The 17118-nt window shown below is 48.3% G+C and carries 14 protein-coding genes and 1 riboswitch; of the genes, 4 read left to right on the plus strand and 10 right to left on the minus strand.

From position 1 onward, the window contains the following. Positions 1–43: 43 nt before the first annotated feature. Positions 44–418, minus strand: coding sequence for a hypothetical protein (locus tag ACJJI8_RS23075; RefSeq protein WP_108734070.1), 375 nt, complete (start codon positions 416–418; stop codon positions 44–46). 107 nt (positions 419–525) lie between these two features. Continuing rightward, entirely contained in the window at positions 526–2505 is a 1980-nt protein-coding gene (locus ACJJI8_RS23080) for an acetoacetate--CoA ligase (protein ID WP_444933873.1), read from the minus strand. Positions 2506–2671: 166 nt separating this feature from the next. Between ACJJI8_RS23080 and ACJJI8_RS23085 the strand changes: the two genes are divergently transcribed. After that, positions 2672–3550, plus strand: a complete 879-nt coding sequence (locus ACJJI8_RS23085; RefSeq protein ID WP_444933874.1) for a LysR family transcriptional regulator — start codon at positions 2672–2674, stop codon at positions 3548–3550. Between the two features lie 33 nt (positions 3551–3583). On the opposite strand, the gene ACJJI8_RS23090 is transcribed toward ACJJI8_RS23085, so the two are convergent. From ACJJI8_RS23090 to thiC, 7 genes are all read right to left on the minus strand, one after another. Then, positions 3584–4057 (minus strand): Dps family protein, encoded by a 474-nt coding sequence (locus tag ACJJI8_RS23090; protein ID WP_108734073.1) that lies wholly within the window; start codon positions 4055–4057, stop codon positions 3584–3586. 248 nt (positions 4058–4305) lie between these two features. Continuing rightward, a complete protein-coding gene (locus ACJJI8_RS23095; protein ID WP_444933875.1) occupies positions 4306–5055 on the minus strand; it encodes a HesA/MoeB/ThiF family protein in 750 nt (249 codons plus the stop codon). Beyond that, positions 5049–6602 (minus strand): thiamine phosphate synthase, encoded by a 1554-nt coding sequence (thiE, locus tag ACJJI8_RS23100; protein ID WP_444933876.1) that lies wholly within the window; start codon positions 6600–6602, stop codon positions 5049–5051. The genes ACJJI8_RS23095 and thiE overlap by 7 nt, the downstream gene beginning before the upstream one ends. A 7-nt stretch (positions 6603–6609) precedes the next feature. Next, on the minus strand, positions 6610–7416 hold the full coding sequence (locus tag ACJJI8_RS23105) for a thiazole synthase (protein ID WP_444933877.1): 807 nt from the start codon (positions 7414–7416) through the stop codon (positions 6610–6612). A gap of 2 nt (positions 7417–7418) precedes the next feature. Next, positions 7419–7619 carry a sulfur carrier protein ThiS gene (gene thiS, locus ACJJI8_RS23110; RefSeq protein WP_108734077.1) on the minus strand — a complete coding sequence of 67 codons (201 nt, stop codon included), beginning with the start codon at positions 7617–7619 and terminating at the stop codon, positions 7419–7421. Further along, positions 7619–8695 carry a glycine oxidase ThiO gene (gene thiO, locus ACJJI8_RS23115; protein WP_444933878.1) on the minus strand — a complete coding sequence of 359 codons (1077 nt, stop codon included), beginning with the start codon at positions 8693–8695 and terminating at the stop codon, positions 7619–7621. Before thiO ends, thiS begins: the two co-directional genes overlap by 1 nt. A gap of 111 nt (positions 8696–8806) precedes the next feature. Then, positions 8807–10717 carry a phosphomethylpyrimidine synthase ThiC gene (thiC, locus tag ACJJI8_RS23120; RefSeq protein WP_444917864.1) on the minus strand — a complete coding sequence of 637 codons (1911 nt, stop codon included), beginning with the start codon at positions 10715–10717 and terminating at the stop codon, positions 8807–8809. Between the two features lie 85 nt (positions 10718–10802). After that, positions 10803–10901: riboswitch (TPP riboswitch) on the minus strand. A gap of 262 nt (positions 10902–11163) precedes the next feature. On the opposite strand from thiC, the gene ACJJI8_RS23125 reads away from it, so the two are divergent. After that, the gene (locus tag ACJJI8_RS23125; protein ID WP_444933879.1) at positions 11164–12090 is read left to right on the plus strand and encodes an SGNH/GDSL hydrolase family protein; all 927 of its coding nucleotides are present in this window, start codon (positions 11164–11166) and stop codon (positions 12088–12090) included. A 61-nt stretch (positions 12091–12151) separates the two neighbouring features. On the opposite strand, the gene ACJJI8_RS23130 is transcribed toward ACJJI8_RS23125, so the two are convergent. Continuing rightward, the gene (locus tag ACJJI8_RS23130) at positions 12152–13543 is read right to left on the minus strand and encodes a thioredoxin domain-containing protein (RefSeq protein ID WP_444933880.1); all 1392 of its coding nucleotides are present in this window, start codon (positions 13541–13543) and stop codon (positions 12152–12154) included. Between the two features lie 928 nt (positions 13544–14471). Between ACJJI8_RS23130 and ACJJI8_RS23135 the strand changes: the two genes are divergently transcribed. Both ACJJI8_RS23135 and ACJJI8_RS23140 read left to right on the plus strand, forming a co-directional pair. Beyond that, positions 14472–15614 carry an SDR family oxidoreductase gene (locus ACJJI8_RS23135; RefSeq protein ID WP_444933881.1) on the plus strand — a complete coding sequence of 381 codons (1143 nt, stop codon included), beginning with the start codon at positions 14472–14474 and terminating at the stop codon, positions 15612–15614. A gap of 26 nt (positions 15615–15640) precedes the next feature. Continuing rightward, positions 15641–16756, plus strand: coding sequence for a DUF3419 family protein (locus ACJJI8_RS23140; protein WP_444907597.1), 1116 nt, complete (start codon positions 15641–15643; stop codon positions 16754–16756). Positions 16757–17118: the final 362 nt, after the last annotated feature.

Below are 17118 nucleotides of genomic sequence, written 5' to 3' on the forward strand. Positions count from 1 at the left end.
GACTTATTGAGCAGCCAATAAGCCGATTCGGCGTTTGGGACTTCTATGGCTGAGTGCCTTGGCTGGGCATTAAGGGATTACAATCCTGGATAATCACCCGTCCTTCCAGAATATTTCCTTTGGAATACTCAGTGAAAATACACTGGTTAGTCTTGGGGTTATAATTCTCGATCCACAAATTATCTTCTTTCCAGGTGGCGCCGATATGGCGGTACCCATCGGGCACAGAGATACGCATGACCCCGCCAAAACGCTTCACGAAAACCTGCTCATAGTGAAAGTAGTAGGCAAGCCAGCCGCCAACAAAGAAAACCGCAGCCACGATTGCGCCGATCTTAAGGCTGCCCAGGCGACTGCCGATAAAAAGAGAAGCAATAACCAGGGCAATCACCGCTGCCCAGTACAAATAAGTAACCATGACTGTTTTTCTACCGTGAATTATTGGTGTTTATAAAGTGAAGGGTAGCGCAGAACCGCAGCAAACTAAATGGCGCCGGGTTACGCTCCCTTACTCCTAACTAAACTTTACTCCTCTGCCAACTCCGGCAGCTTTTCAAATAGCGATAAGGCTTCAGGGTTGGCCAGGGCCTCCTTATTTTTAACCGGTTTACCCTCCACCACATTGCGCACAGCCAGTTCCACAATCTTACCGCTGATAGTTTTAGGAATATCCGCCACCTGGATCACCTTCGCCGGTACATGGCGAGGCGTGGTATTGGCGCGAATCGTGGAGCGGATTTTCTGGGTCAGATCCTCGTCCAGTACAACACCCTCTCGCAAAACCACAAACAGCACTACCCGTACATCGTCGTGCCAAGGCTGGCCGATACAGATACTATCGAGCACCTCCTCGACTTTCTCCACCTGGCGGTAAATCTCTGCGGTTCCGATACGCACACCGCCGGGATTAAGTACTGCATCGGAGCGGCCATAGATCACAACACCACCGTGTGCCGTAATCTCGGCATAGTCCCCATGCGCCCAAACACCAGGCCAATTTTCAAAGTAAGCACCGCGGTACTTGGCTCCATCTGGATCGTTCCAGAAGCAAATCGGCATACAGGGGAAGGATTTGGAGCAAACCAGCTCCCCTTTCTCTTCAACCACTGCACTGCCTGTATCATTCCAGACTTCCACCGCCATACCCAAGCCGCGACACTGCAATTCACCGGCATAGACCGGTAGAGTTGGGTTGCCAAGGGCAAAGCAAGACACAATATCGGTGCCGCCGGAAATAGAGGATAAGCAGAGATCTGCTTTTATATCTCTGTAGACATAGCGGAAGCCTTCGTGGGCCAGCGGAGAGCCTGTGGAGAGCACCGCACGCAATTTCTCCAGTTTGTGGGTCTCCCGGGGTTTGCAGCCACTCTTCTCCAGCGCAGCAATATATTTGGCACTGGTGCCAAACACACTGATTCCCTCTTCATCTGTCATATCCCATAGACTTTGGGATGAAGGAAAGAAAGGTGATCCATCAAACAGCACCAGAGTCGCCCCACAAGCCAGGCCACTCACCAGCCAGTTCCACATCATCCAGCCACAGGTGGTGAAGTAGAAAAGTGTATCCTCACGGCGCAGATCGCCGTGCAAGCGATGCTCCTTCAGGTGCTGGAGCAAAGTGCCCCCCACTCCGTGGACGATGCACTTGGGTACACCAGTAGTACCTGAGGAGTACATGATGTACAGGGGGTGATTAAATTCTGTTTGTACAAAGGAGAGTTCGCGAGCCGGCGCCGCAGCCTCAAAAGCTTGCAGCAGTACCGCCTTACCCAGCGGCTCTGCCGCTAGTACCTGAGCAGTTTCCTCTTCTGAGCGCGCAACCGGTACCACTACCAAAGTTTCTATGGATTCGATTCGCTGCATGATCTCGCGCAGACGCGGCAATGAATCAATAACCTTGCCGTTATAGAAGTATCCTTCACAGGCAAATAGTACTTTCGGCTGCACCTGGCCAAAGCGGTCAAATACTCCATTGATACCAAAGTCTGGTGAGCAGGAGGTCCAGATAGCACCGAGGCTGGTGGTGGCCAACATGGCCACTACGGTATCGATCACATTGGGCATAAACCCCGCTACCCGATCTCCCTCAACAACGCCCTGGGCAACGAGGGCCGCTGACAGGCGCTCCACCCGATCGTACAGCTCCTTGTAGCTCAGCTCGCGGCGGCTACCGTTCTCCAGGCGCTCGACCAGGGCAGCCTTGTCATCGCGATAACGCAGCAGGTTCTCAGCAAAGTTCAGGCGTGCCTGTGGAAACCACTGCGCTCCGGGCATGGAATCGTTACTGAGTGTCTCATCACCCTTATCTGCAGCAATAACTCCGGTGTAATCCCACAACTCCCGCCAGAAAGCTTCGCGATTATCTACTGACCACTGGTACAAGGCCGCGTAATCATTGAGATCCAGCTGATATTGCTGGTTGATCCTGAGACGAAATTCATCCATCTGGGTGGCGGCAATAGCCTCTGCGCTGGGTTGCCAGAGCGGTTGGGAGTTGTCCTTCATTTCAACAGACCTTGTGGCTCATTATTGTGTTTTCAAATCGCCCTCTCGGGCACAAGGGGAGCAATCATGCCCTGCCCCACCACTTAAAACTATTTTAATCTTTTTTAGATTTGTTAAATAAAAGTTAACATAGCCAAATCCATCAATTCCCCAGGAACCTGCCGCTGTGAGTGCCACGATCAAACAACTACGCGCCTTTGTCACAGTGGCCCGCAGCCGCAGCCTGGCCCAAGCCAGCGCTCAGTTGCACACTTCCCAGCCAGCCCTGTCCATTGCCATCCGTAATCTGGAGGATGCGACTGGCGGCCCGCTTTTCAGTCGAGAAGCCCGCCAACTCACTCTCACCCCAGAGGGCGAGGAATTCCTCTCCCGCGCCGAACAACTACTGCACAACTGGGATCAATCCCTGGATGCGGTACAGCAGGCCTTTCGTCTGGAGCGTGGGCAGTTGCGCCTGGCAGTAATTCCCGCCTATGCGCTCAACCAACTCCCCCAATTATTAGCCAATTTTCACCGCCAATACCCACAAATCAATATCCTGCTGGAAGATGTGGTGATGGAACGAGTAACCCAAGCGGTGCAGGATGGCCGGGCAGAGCTGGGCATCAGTTTTCGCCCCGAGGATTTAGGTGGGCTTGAGTTTGTGCCCCTACACCGGGATCGTTTTATCGCAGTCGTACCATCCCAGCACCCCCTCAGCGAAAAAGGAAAAGTGCGCTGGAGTGACCTGGCCAGTTTTCCTTTTATTGCTATGAACCGCGGCTCAGCAGTGAGGCGCTGGACCGATGAGGCCTTCGGGCAAAGTGGCAAAGGAGTTCACTATATCTGCGAAGCTAATCAATTAAGCACAATCGGCCAGTTAGTACGTGCGGGAATGGGGATTAGTGCAGTGCCGAGCTTGTGCGAAACCCAGGTTCGGGAATATGGGCTGGAATGCCTGCCGCTATCGGCGCCAGTAGTGAGTCAGGAGGTGGGGGTGTTATTAAAGAGCCGAGGCACCTTGTCGGCACCAGCAACCGCGTTTTTATCCGCGATTACTGGTTGAGGTCTATAAAAGTGCCTCTACTTATTTGAGCGACTAGTGGCTGCTGGTTGCGCGCAGCATCCAAGCCGTTTTCTCGTGAACTCTCATACGATCAGATACCAGGGCAACTGTGGATTCATCTTCTCCCGCCTGGGCATCTTTTAAAACTTCACGACAGGTTTTGATCACCTGCTCATGCCCTTTAGTGAGAATTTTTACCATTTCTTCCGCGGGTGGTACCTCAACAACTTCTTTGATGGAGCTGAGTTGAGCAAAGGCCTGGTAGGTACCGGGAGCGGAAACCCCGAGGGTACGAATGCGCTCGGCAATATCATCCACTGCAGTGGCCAGCTCGGTGTAATGCTCTTCAAACATCAGGTGTAATTCGCGGAACAGAGGCCCAGTAACATTCCAGTGGAAGTTGTGGGTTTGCAGGTAAAGGGTGTAGCTATCTGCCAACAAATGTTTCAAACCGGCAGCAATCTTTTCCCGATCCTTTTCACTGATACCAATATCGATTTTTTTCATAATACAAATCCCTCTTCCAAAAACTGTTGTCACCAAAATGGTTATAAGGCCATTTTGGTACCTTTATTCACTTCTCACAAGCTATCGAGCCAATAGCTTATCTATATAGACAAGTAAGATTTATAAGGTACAAAAATGGCGTGAATTTTAACCCGGCTATTGAAAGAAAATTTTGCGACAAGACATTGCCACTAAGGGACTCTCCAAATAAAACTATTTATCGAGCCCCCCGTTGAAAACACAAGAAGTCAGGCACTACAAACCGGGCAATTACTATGGCTCGGCAGCTGCAAAGTTTGCAGAGCTAAGGTTTCCGTCTCGATTAAGTGCAATTTATTCAAGCTCGATACCGGCAAATCCATCAGGTACTTCATGGCCTCCAGAGCCTGCATGCTACCAACCACACCCAGCGCAGGACCGATCACACCTGCTGTAGAGCAGTTCTGGACTTCAGCCTGCTCCTGTGGCGGAAACAGGCAGGCATAACAGGGACCTTTTCCTTCAGAAAAATCAAAACTAATCAGCTGGCCGGAAAACCCCTGCACCGATGCCATTACCACCGGACACCCTACCTGATAACAAACCCGGTTGATCGTATGGCGGATTTCCAGGTTATCGGTGCAGTCCAACACCAGATCCACCTGTTTTACCTGCTCACGCAGCCAGGATTCATTCGCCATTTGGCTGTGGGGGTGAATGCGAATAGTTGGATTGGCTGCAGCCAATTGTTGTGCAGCCACCATGGCTTTGGATTTTCCCTGGTGATTGGTTTTGTACAAAACCTGGCGCTGTAAATTGGAGAGATCGATATGATCACCATCCACCAGGTGCAACTCTCCAATACCGGCTGCGGCCAGATACATCGCTGCCGGGCTGCCGAGCCCACCTAAGCCAACAATCAGAATTCGCGCAGAAGACAGTTTTTTCTGCCCCTCTTCACCCACTTGGGGCAACATTATCTGGCGACTGTAACGCTGTAATTCCTTACTACTTAACATGGCTCTACTTCCGCATGCTTACCTTTCAACAGGACATTAAAATCGGCAACCGCCTGCTTGTAATCTTCCGCTTGAGTAATAGCGCTGACCACGGCGATACTGCCAACGCCGCTAGCGATAACCTCACCGGCTCGCTGCATATTAATACCACCAATTGCCACGAGTGGATAATCGGGCAATAGTGCTGCCATTCGCGCAAGTTTCTGCACGCCCTGCAACTGATCCGACATATCCTTGGTGTTGGTCGCATAAATTGCACCAATGGCTAGGTAACTGGGGCGATAACGGTAGGCCAACAGTAATTCATAGAAGCCGTGGGTACTGATACCCAGCTTCAATCCTGCCGCTTGAATTGCCCTCAGATCAGCAGACTGCAAATCCTCCTGGCCCAAATGCACACCGTAGGCGCCGCACTCAATCGCCAACTGCCAGTAATCATTGATAAACAGGCGCAGGTTATACGTCCTGCCAATAGCCACTGCACGCTCAATCTGTACGCGCAGGTCCCCACCCGGATTCTTTATTCGCAGCTGTAAAGTACGCACCCCCAGCTCAGCCAGGCGCTGCAACCACTCCACCGTATCCACAACCGGATATAAACCCAATGCTTGAGAGTCTGTTTGGGCAAACCCTTGAACAAGAGGCTGGGCTGCACCAAAGCCATAATCCAGCGCACGCTCTTCTCCCGGCACCAAAATCTCCGGGAAGTCGATTAAATCCAGGGGCCAGCCACAGTGGCCTACAGGTCCAGCACCAGCGCCGATATGTGCATTATTTCCCCGGCGCAAGCCCCGCTGAACATAGGCTTTACCCACAACGCAGGCATCTCGCAACGGGTAGCCCAAAGCGCGGCAAGCGGCAATAGCGGAGGACAGGGTGCAGCCAGTGCCATGTGTGCCTGTACTGGATACTTCCCGGCCAATAAACCAATCGGCTTTTTCACCATCCCACAGTAAGTCGGCAACTTCTCCCGCACGCAATTGCGTATGGCCGCCGGTAACTAAAATTGCGGTACCGCCGTAGGCGTGCAACTGACGCGCAGCTTGCACAATAGATTCCGAACCCGTGACACTGGCTCCGGTAAGCCATTCCAATTCATGTAAATTGGGAGTAACCAGATCACATTGTGGCATCAACTGAGCCAACACCGTTGCGGTAATATTCCCTTCGGTGAGCCCAGCTCCGTTGGTAGCAACAGCAACCGGGTCGTAAATAACCGGAACCGGCTGCACCGCTTTCAGCTGGCGCAGGAAATCTGCCACCGCAACAACTTGTTCAGCATTCGCTAGCAGACCGATTTTAATTGCGGCAGGAAATAGATCCCGCTGTAAAGCCTGTAACTGAGAACCCAAGACCTCTAGGGAAACTGCATTAATTGCAGTAACTTCCACCGTATTCTGTGCAGTATTGGCCGAGATAGCACTGCAACCATGGCAGCCGAGGTCGGCAAAAGTCAGCAGGTCCGCCTGAATACCAGCGCCACCGCCGGAATCACTGCCGGCAATGGTCCAGACAATTGGCTTTTTCAATTGGAGTTGATCGCGCATAAAAATACTAATCCTGCAATATGCTCTCTGCCTGCTGCCAGAAAGGCATATCCAGGGTGGGGGTGCTGGGGCTGGCAGTTTGACGCCTGAGCATCAAGCCGGCATTAAAGGCGGCGCGCCCGGATTCCACAGCCAGTTTGAAAGCATTAGCCATCAGTACCGGATCCTGGGCTTTTGCAATCGCGGTATTCAATAACACCGCATCAAAGCCCATCTCCAGCGCTTCTGCCGCCTGTGATGGCGCACCGATTCCGGCGTCGATAATAAGCGGTGCATCACTCAGGCGCTCGCGCAGTGTTTGCAGGTTATATTTATTGAGCAGGCCTTGCCCGGTACCGATGGGAGCCCCCCAGGGCATTAATACCTCGCAACCCACATCCAAAAGTTTTCGACACAGCACCAGGTCATCTGTGCAATAAGGCAAAACCTTGAAGCCTAACTGAATTAATTCCCGCGCAGCTTCTACCAAACCAAAGGGGTCTGGCTGCAAATTGTAATCATCGCCAATCACTTCCAGCTTGAGCCAATCGGTCTGGAAAATTTCCTGGGACATTTTTGCCAGCTCCACCGCTTCTCGCGGCGATTTACAACCGGCGGTATTGGGCAACAACTGACAACCGGACTCGCGAATATAATCCCAAAATCGATTGTCCTGCTGCTGTGCCGGATTTTGCCGGCGAAGAGACAAAGTAATAATTTCCGAAGCTGAGGCTTGCACGGATTCGCGCATAATCGCTGGGGAGGGATACAGGGCGGTGCCCACCAAAAGCCGGCTGTTAAATGTTTTTCCGTAAAGTGTTAATAGATCGCTCACCTTTACCCCCCCACTACCGGAGCAACAATATCCAGGCTATCGCCGTTATTTATCTGTGTATTGCTATATTCCGTACGGGGAATAAATCCACCGTTGATCGCAACGGCAAACGTTTCTCCGCGATAGCCGAGCTGCTGTAAAAGCGCAGAGAGTTTTAGCGGGGATTCAAGGCTTTGTGTTTCCCCATTAATTAGTACCTGCATCAAACCACCTGTAACAGTTGTTGTGCCACTTGATTCTCCACTTGCTCCACTACTGCCGGCGCTAAAAGATAACCGTGACGGTAAAGGCCATTCACCCTAATCAGCCCGTCCTCGCTGTGGATATAAGGCATATTATCCATAGTGGCGGGGCGACAATTTACGCGGGTCTCAACAATACGAGCCTCGGCAAAAGCCGGGTTGAGGGAGTAAAGCGCGGAAGACAACTCCATGCTGGAGCGCACGGAAATGGGCGACAGGTCTTCGCTCTCAATTTCCGTAGCGCCAATTACTGTGCGTCCATCGCTGCGTGGTACAGCGTAGAGCTTATAGCGCGGGTGGAGCAGCCGCACTGGACGCTGCAAAACCACTTCCCGAGATTCCACCACCATCACCTCACCACGAACACCGCGTAAGCCTTCAATCTGCCCCTTGGCACCGAGACCACGGCAGTCGATCACGCAATCAAATTGTTCACGCTCCGAGTTCACAGAGATATGCCCAGCTTCGCAATTTACCTTGCTGTGCTCTCGCAGAGTGACTGCACCTCGGCGCAATACGCTGAGTAACGCAGGCAATAAGCGGTGATTATTGATATCCGCCTCACCCCGCAGGTAAAGCCCCTGTTCAAAGCCGTGTAAGGAGGGCTCTAATTTCGCTAAAGTATTGCAATCGAGGGGCTGCACCTGCTCCCTGGCAGACTCGCCTAACTTGCCCTGTAGCTCCCTCAGGAATTGCAGAAGCTCACTTTTATCCTTGCCATGAGCAACCAGCACTGAGCCCGCTCGGCGGTATTCTACGTCCTGCCCGCTCTGCTCCTCCAGCTGCCGGACCCACTCAGACCAAAGCTCAAGGCTTTTCAGCCCCAGGTTGTAAACCTGTTTATCGCTGTGCACCAATTCCGACAGTGGTGAGATCATTCCCGCTGCCGTCCAGCAAGCTCCCCCGACTGGCGCCGACAGATCACCCGCTTCAAACAGGGTAATATCCAGTTCCCGTTGGCAGAGCCGCCAGGCGAGCAAGCGACCTAACAGGCCTCCACCGGCAATAGCTACTTTGGCTTTGGTTTCGCTTGTCACAGACCACCTACCTTCGCAAATCCAAATCGACACCCAGCGATATGCGCTATGCACTCGCCATACTTTTGCTATCCGATTCTTGGGGGAGAGGACTCTCCCCCAAAATACTCATCAGCCCTTGTGATAAATCTCGCTACCCATGTCCTTAAATTTAATCGACATTTCCTCCATGCCCTGTGCCGCTTCCTGCTTGGCCGCATAATCGCGCACATCCTGGGTGATTTTCATGGAGCAGAATTTCGGGCCGCACATGGAGCAGAAGTGAGCTACCTTGCCGGATTCCTTTGGCAAGGTTTCATCGTGATAGGTGCGTGCCCGCTCCGGATCCAAGCCGAGGTTGAACTGATCTTCCCAACGGAATTCAAAGCGGGCTTTTGACAGGGCGTCATCGCGCTTCTGTGCCCGCGGATGCCCTTTGGCCAAGTCTGCGGCATGAGCCGCAATCTTATAGGCCATAAGGCCCTCTTTAACATCCTCTTTATTGGGTAGACCCAGGTGTTCTTTGGGGGTCACATAGCAGAGCATGGCGCAACCGTAGGTACCAATAAGTGCAGCGCCGATGCCGGAAGTAATGTGGTCGTAGCCTGGAGCAATATCCGTGGTCAATGGACCTAGAGTGTAGAAAGGTGCGCCGTGGCAGTGCTTCAGCTGCTCATCCATATTTTCTTTGATCTTATGGATAGCCACATGACCGGGGCCTTCAATCATCGTCTGAACATCGTGCTTCCAGGCAATTTCAGTCAGCTCGCCAAGCGTGTGCAGCTCGCCAAACTGGGCTTCATCGTTAGCATCCGCAATGGAGCCCGGTCGCAGGCCATCACCGAGACTAAAGCTCACATCGTAAGCCTTCATAATCTCGCAGATTTCCTCGAAGTGGGTGTAGAGGAAATTCTCTTGGTGATGGGCGAGACACCATTTGGCCATAATGGAACCACCGCGAGAGACAATCCCGGTCATACGTTTGGCAGTGAGCGGCACATAGCGCAAAAGCACGCCAGCATGAATAGTGAAGTAATCCACCCCCTGCTCCGCCTGCTCAATCAAGGTGTCGCGGAACACATCCCAGTTAAGATCTTCAGCAATTCCGTTTACTTTCTCCAGCGCCTGGTAAATCGGCACAGTACCGATGGGCACTGGCGAGTTTCGCAGAATCCACTCGCGGGTTTCGTGGATATTGGCACCGGTAGACAGATCCATCACCGTGTCCGCGCCCCACTTGGTAGACCAAACCAGTTTCTCCACTTCCTCTTCAATGGAAGAAGTCACAGCCGAGTTACCAATATTTGCATTCACCTTGCACAGGAAGTTGCGCCCGATAATCATCGGCTCCACTTCCGGGTGATTAATATTCGCCGGGATAATTGCCCGCCCCTCTGCAACTTCCCGGCGCACAAATTCCGGCGTGATTTGCTCGGGGATGTAAATACCATCACGTGCCTTCTGGTACTCACTTTCACTCATTTCCGCTGCCAACTTGGCTCGCCCCATATTTTCGCGCACTGCGATAAATTCCATCTCTGGGGTAATAATGCCGCGGCGGGCATAGTGCATCTGAGATACATTCTGTCCCGGTTTGGCTCGGCGAGGGCTGGGAAGGTTTTCAAAACGGATATGATCCAGCCCCTGGTCCGCCATACGCTTCTGGCTGTAGGCCGCTTGGCGAGAGTCCAGCAGTTCGGTATCTCTGCGGGCCTCTATCCAGCCCTGGCGCAATTTGGGCAGCCCTTCCCGTACGTCCACTTTAAAATTGGGCTCGGAATAGGGGCCCGAAGTGTCGTAAATGGTGAGGGGCTCATTGGGTTCAAACACCGGATTCTCTGCATCCCCACCTACCAAACTATCTCCCAAACAGATCTGACGAGCACCAACCTGGATGTCGGCAGTTTCACCGGGCAAATACACCTTGCTCGAGTTAGGGAAAGACTGAACCGTGAGATTCTCAAGAAATTCTTTAGCGGAATCGCGACTGGCAGCGCGGGAGGACTTTCCGGCTTTACCGGATTGTTCAATGATCTCAGACATGCGTAACCTTAAAACTTGGAAATTTAAAGGTCGCAGCATCCAGGGCACATACAAAGAGAAAAGACGCCAAACTGTAACAAAACAGGCGACTTCAGATCTTGTTCCCTACGCGGGGGTTACCCCGATCAGGTTCAACGGATCTCGCAACAGCGATCTCAGCCCACAGGCACTCCGACAAGTAGAGCGCAGTATAGTGGAAGCACCAGAAGAAGAACAGATGGCATAAAACTGTGCCAGAAAAACTAAAGCTTTGAAACGCCAATAAAGTAATCAATGCTCTTGGCGACAAAACTCTAACAGACTTCAATTTATTGATAACTGACCAAAGGGTCTCAAGCATTCACCACTCACAATATCTGAGTGCGTCCTACACTCCTTCTCGTTTACCGGAGCAGTGAATAAAACGATAACAACTTACGGCGAAAGTCGGTGTGGGAGAAAATACAATGTTGAATAAATATGGAGTTCTAGTAACGCTCTGTTTGGGCATCTTGTCGATACAGCCAGCAATGGCAGCCCCCTCCAAGTCTGTTGCTGCGGGTGACAGTATTACCATGGCATTCGGTGCAGACTGTACCCGCAATAAGTATTTCTGGGACCTGTTTTGTCTTCTCGGCGGAGACCAACCCGAGCATTCCTGGTTTGACGGCGACGACAATTCAGTGGAGAGTGTTCACGATAAATATAAAGTTAACTACCCCAATATGGCTGCCAATAAAAGCGCAGCGGAATCCGGTGCTGAGATGCGTAGTGGAGGCGACAACTTCTCCACTCAAGCCGATCGGATTCTATCCCAAAGTAATTTACCTGATCATGTCGAGGTAGTATTGGGCGGTAATGACATCTGTAACCGGGAATGCGTCGATCCAGCCAACTGTAACGATCCACTCTACACCGATAGCGAGTGGCGCTCGGCAGTTCAAGCTGGACTGGACAAATTAGTCGATGGTCTCCCTAACGGTTCAACGATAGTACTCGGCTCAGTACCACGAGTACACGATCTCCGGGCAGCTGGTCTGGATAAGCAAAGCGGTAATTCCCGCGTAGATTGCGAGAGTGTCTGGTCGACTTTCGGAATTTGCCGAATTGCAACAAATGGCGGCTCGATGAATGGAGAGAGCTTTGCTACTCGTTATAACGGAATAGCCGCAGCCCAACAACGTTATAATGAAATCCTTGTTGAGGAAGCAGAAAGTTACAACGGTATGAATGGGGTAGAAGTTGTTGCTGAATATACCGGTGAGGATGAGTTAAATGCCGGGACTTTTCAGTTTAATAAAGATGATATTGATGGTGGGGACTGTTTCCACCCAAGCATTCAAGGACAAAATATTGTTGCTGATCTACTGTGGCAAGGAAATCCGGATAAATAAGTAACTTTTACTGCTCGGTAAATTCAGGGCCCGCAATAATATACTGCGGGCCCTAATCAATTCACTTACCTAAATCCTCATCAAAGTAACCATTCTCTTCAACCACATACTGCAATCTATGCGGCAAACCTTTTCTCATAAAGGCGACATCAATTACTTTTCCACTGGTAAGAGCATTCCACAGCTCATTCTGACCACTGTGGACCCAACTGTCATTGACTCTCAACAGCACATCGTTTTCCTCGAACCCAAGTGCAGTAAAGAACTCATTGTTAGCCACACCCTCCAAGCGCATCAAATGGTGGCCCTCAACTTCCAGCTCCGCCTCAATAAATTTAGCCTCCAAGAATTCTCGTTGTTCGAGTTGCTTCGCCAACCACTCTTGCCCAAGAGTCAAGACACCAGCCGGCTCGATTAGTTTTTTACCGTTTTCTCCCTGAGGCAGTTCAATACGTTTGCGCAGCTCCTCATCGTGCTGATGGGACAAAGTTAAAGGGATAATATTACCTTCTTCACCTTGCAATAGCAGACGCTCCAGGGAGCCCTGATTATCAATAACGGCATAGTGCCCTTTCAAACGCTTCAGAAAGATATCTTTAAGAACAGACTGCCCCAGTGAAAAATTCTGTGCCTTCTGCCCATTTACTTCTATTAAAGCTTTGGACTTATTCTCTATACTCGATTCACTAACTCCTACCAGGGCAAGAGGTAGATCCGTAACAGGTAATTGATTTTTAGTATCTTTTTGTTGTTTCCATGTATATTTTTGCTGAGGATCTATATCAAGCCTGATTAGTTCCTTTTCTATCCAGTAAGAATATTGCTCAAATGATCGTGCGCCCTTTAGATACAAACCGTTTATAAAAACAACCGGCACATTTGTAAGGCCAAGCCCTAAAGCAATTTCCTGATCCCCAAGAACAACTTCTTTATAATTCATATCTCCAATACAGGTTTTAAATTGCTTGTCATCGATCAGTAAACTGCTTGCGGTCTGGGAGTAAGATTTCTCACCAAGGTTTGGAGTTTTTGCGTATAAGGCGTCGTGATATTCCCAAAAAATATTGTGCTCACCAGCGCACTTAGCCGAAATAGCAGCTTTGATACCCTCCCGATGGAACTTAAGGGGAAAATCAAAATTTACCTGGCGAACCCAACCAGAATAGTCACTCAACAAACGCCTCAAGGTTGGCTGAAAGGATTTACAGTGGGGAGATTGAAAGGAGCAGAACACAGCAATTGTTATAGGCGCTTCGGGATTTCCTCGAGCGGCGCGCCCGCCATAATCAAGATCTATCCGTGGTGGCTCTGGAACGGGAAGCATAACTTCTATTTCTTGACCATCTTTTGCTGTTTTGGCAATCATTTCATGCAGCTTGTTGAGACGTAATTTATGCTCCATTTCAGCAATATCATACAACACAAGCTGGAGCTCCTTATCCAAGGCCTCCACGCTGACCTCCTGGCCATCAATCCGTGCAGCTATATGTTGTTGATCAAGTACTTTAGTTCCTACTGTTATTTCCGCATCCTTTGAACACCCCCCCATTAGGCTCAAAATACCCAACGCCATTAACTTTGCTATAACATTCCTTAGTCGATTCACTGGTAATTCTCCTTTTACCGGTTTTGACCAATCTTACTCACCAATTCTCATTTCAGCCGCTTACAGCAAGCTTTATTCAGAACGTGTTCAAAAAATGAGAACCAGGCAAGCTTTTTGGCATCTAAGCTAACGTCTCTCCAGTAGAGGGAATATCCAACAAACTAACCCTGAGTAATTTCGCGAGCCTATTCGATCCTTAGATCACTGCCCCCCATATGAAATCGCTTTTAAAACTACATGGGAAAATCTTGAAACCAAAACAAGCAATAGATCATATCGAAGTATCCAATAAGAGCTATAGCCAAAAGTATCGATTGCAGGAAACTCCAAATCGTCTATAAGAAGACGCTTTAGCGGAAGAATAAATTCAAGTCTCCTACAGTGATGCCAGATCCGTTTATGACGGGGACAGTAAAAATAGAGAATCTACAGTCAATCTACGGCCAAATACTCAGATGTACTACAATTACTCAACGGTACTCTACTGAAAATTCATAGCTCGAGTTATTGGTACAACTTTCGCAATGGATAACATCACCATGATACGACTACCACTTATTACCATCGTTTGACTTCACAGCGAGCCTATAGACCTTGTTAAATAGATGGATAGCTTAGTTGTGTTAATCATAAGCACCCTCAAGATACACCCGACACCAGACCAAATTTTTATATTCCACAGTAAAAAAGTAAAAGTAACTCTCAAGGAGAATAATTCTTTTGGGCTAAAGAAACACACATCTAATTCACCACTATGACTGGTTCGTATGGATCAATGAAAGAAAGCCAGCATACCTTTGAAAAATTATCAGAAATACAAGACCTGAAAAGAATACAACTGGTTGTTGGTGGTCTTGGCTTTATAGGCCAGTACTTAACATGGGGATTATTACGAAAAGGTTTTAATGTAGTTTTAATTGCGCGAAATGATATTCATGATCGATTCGAGCAACTAAAACAAAGAAATAGTTTTGCCAATCCTATTTACAAACTTTCGAAAAATGATTTCGACCGACTTATAATCATTTCAGGAGACTTGAACAGGCCAAAGCTCAGCTTAAGTTCTAGGTCTTACAGACAACTACTCTCTCTACACATTGGTTCAATTTGGAATTGTGCAGCTGACATGCGCTATAGCTATAGCAACCTACAACAAAGCATTAATACAAATGTTATCGGTGTGGAACGATTAATAGAGGTTGCTGTAGCAGCAAAATGTCGGTTCAACCAAATATCAACCAGTTTTATTGCCGGTAAAGATCATGCCAGCGGAGTAACCATAAAGGAAAAACTCTATCAACCTAAAGAATTTTTTAATGCTTATGATTACACCAAAAATGCAGCAGAGAACTTAATCGCAAAGTCCAAAAACCTGGAATACACCATCTATAGGCCAACTATTGTCCTAGGAGACTCGGTGACTGGCTACACAAACTCTCAGTCCGGTTATTATGAATATGTAAAACTGCTAAATAGACTAAAAGAACAGAATGTACAGCCCCCCATTCACCTAAAATATCTTCCAAACTGCCTTATCAATGTCATTCCGGTTGACACTTGCTGTGATGCAATATTAAAGATTTCAAACAACCATGAACTCACAAAAAACCAATACTTTAATATTGCCGACTCTAACCCAATGACAATCGACGAATTCGTTAAGTTTAATCGCGATTACTTTGAGCTAGATTTAAGGCAAATTCAAGACAGCCACGTATTGTTATGTAGCCTACCAGAAAAAGAAAGGCGGATACTTAAGATTATTAATAGAATGCAAAATGGACCATTTTTAAACAGTGACTTCAGGTTTTGCAGCGCAAATAGCCAAAGAGTCTTAGGTCACCCTGTTCAGAATCAATGGCGTAATAGCAAGAGTTATCCGACCAAAGTGGTGGACTATTTTTTAAATCAAGCGTAACTAAATTCAGCCCGATCAGGTATGCCATGAACAAACCTAGTGACATATCACTTTCCCATTATGCAAACAGAATCAGTTACTCAGGGCCAAATGAAGATTCAAGATCAGAGCTTAAAGCTCTAAATATCAATGAAAATGATAGTATTTTATGTGTTACTGGCGGTGGAGATCGCGTATTAAGCCTTCTACTGGGTAATCCCAAAAAAATAACCGCCATTGACTTGAATCCCAGCCAAAACTATCTCTTGGAACTAAAAAAAATTGGCATCCAGAAATTAAATTATGAGGAATTTTTAAGGTTCTCAGGAATACTTCCATGCAAAAAGAGATTAAACATCTATGACAACATAAAATCCTCTTTATCAAAAAAGGCGGAGTTATTTTGGTCAAACAACATAAATATCATTGAAAAAGGGTTTATTTATGAAGGCGCTTTCGAAAAGCACTTCAAGTTAATCAGTATGATCATTAAAGTTATTCGACCCAGCAAAATAAAAACTCTAACTCACCTAAAAAGCATTGAAGAACAGCGTGAGTTTGTTAAAAACAAATGGAATACCCCAACCTGGAAAACATTTTTGCATTTCCTTACCAATAAATATTTCTTCAGAACTTTCCTTAAAGATCCTGGGTTCTACGAACACATCCCACAAGAAGTGTCAATCTCTGAGTATTTATTAGGCAGAATGGACCACTCTCTAATGAACCACCTGGTTCTCGACAATTTCTTTATGACATTCCTGCTAACTGGAAAATACAACCCCGAATATGGAATGCCTTTATATTTGGAAAAAAATAACTACCCAGTAATTAAGGGAGCACTAGATAAAACAGCCATAGAAATAGTAACCTCACCGATAGAACAATATTTATACAACTGTGAAAATAAAATTGATAAATTCTCCATTTCTGACGTCTCAGCTTATCTTGATGAAAAGAGCTTTGTTTCCCTACTAAACGCAATATACTCAGCAGCTAGCGAAAACAGCATCCTCTGCATGCGCCATTTTATTACCAAAAGAATAATTCCTGACTCTATAAAAAATAAATTTTCTTTTAACCCAGTTCTTGAGGAAGAGCTCAATAATAGCGATATATCGTTTGTTTATAGCTTTAATGTTGGAGTGAAAAGAGGACACTAAATTACCTCACCAATGTATAGCTGTTACAGTAATTTAAATGACAGCTACCTTTAGGAATTCCTAATAGAAGACTCGCCAGCTAAGCTAGAGTACAAGCGCAGGCACTAAAAAGGGCCGCCCTATTAGACTGCCCTTTTTCGAATTAGAAGCCTGATAAACCACTATACCGGTTTAGACCACCGGTAGGGCTGTCCCACACTACCCTATGGGCGCCTCCAGTGTTCCAAGCTGGCACGGCTCCGGGATCGCGCACGACTCACATGGCAGCGCAGGTGCTGCCCGGTAGTAAAAGTATTTCACCCTATCCAAACAACAGGGAAACTTGCAGGGGTTTTGTTTTACGCGGATTTCCACAGTCTGGA

Source organism: Microbulbifer maximicatervae (SeqCode) (assembly GCF_052467695.1).

Excerpts from the sequence above, each read along its gene's own strand:
- thiE (WP_444933876.1), bottom strand. The coding sequence starts at position 6,602 with ATGCGCGATCAACTCCAATTGAAAAAGCCAATTGTCTGGACCATTGCC.
- ACJJI8_RS23095 (WP_444933875.1), bottom strand. The coding sequence starts at position 5,055 with ATGTTAAGTAGTAAGGAATTACAGCGTTACAGTCGCCAGATAATGTTG.
- thiS (WP_108734077.1), bottom strand. The coding sequence starts at position 7,619 with ATGCAGGTACTAATTAATGGGGAAACACAAAGCCTTGAATCCCCGCTA.
- ACJJI8_RS23080 (WP_444933873.1), bottom strand. The coding sequence starts at position 2,505 with ATGAAGGACAACTCCCAACCGCTCTGGCAACCCAGCGCAGAGGCTATT.
- ACJJI8_RS23125 (WP_444933879.1), top strand. The coding sequence starts at position 11,164 with ATGTTGAATAAATATGGAGTTCTAGTAACGCTCTGTTTGGGCATCTTG.
- ACJJI8_RS23135 (WP_444933881.1), top strand. The coding sequence starts at position 14,472 with ATGAAAGAAAGCCAGCATACCTTTGAAAAATTATCAGAAATACAAGAC.
- ACJJI8_RS23090 (WP_108734073.1), bottom strand. The coding sequence starts at position 4,057 with ATGAAAAAAATCGATATTGGTATCAGTGAAAAGGATCGGGAAAAGATT.
- ACJJI8_RS23075 (WP_108734070.1), bottom strand. The coding sequence starts at position 418 with ATGGTTACTTATTTGTACTGGGCAGCGGTGATTGCCCTGGTTATTGCT.
- ACJJI8_RS23140 (WP_444907597.1), top strand. The coding sequence starts at position 15,641 with ATGAACAAACCTAGTGACATATCACTTTCCCATTATGCAAACAGAATC.
- thiC (WP_444917864.1), bottom strand. The coding sequence starts at position 10,717 with ATGTCTGAGATCATTGAACAATCCGGTAAAGCCGGAAAGTCCTCCCGC.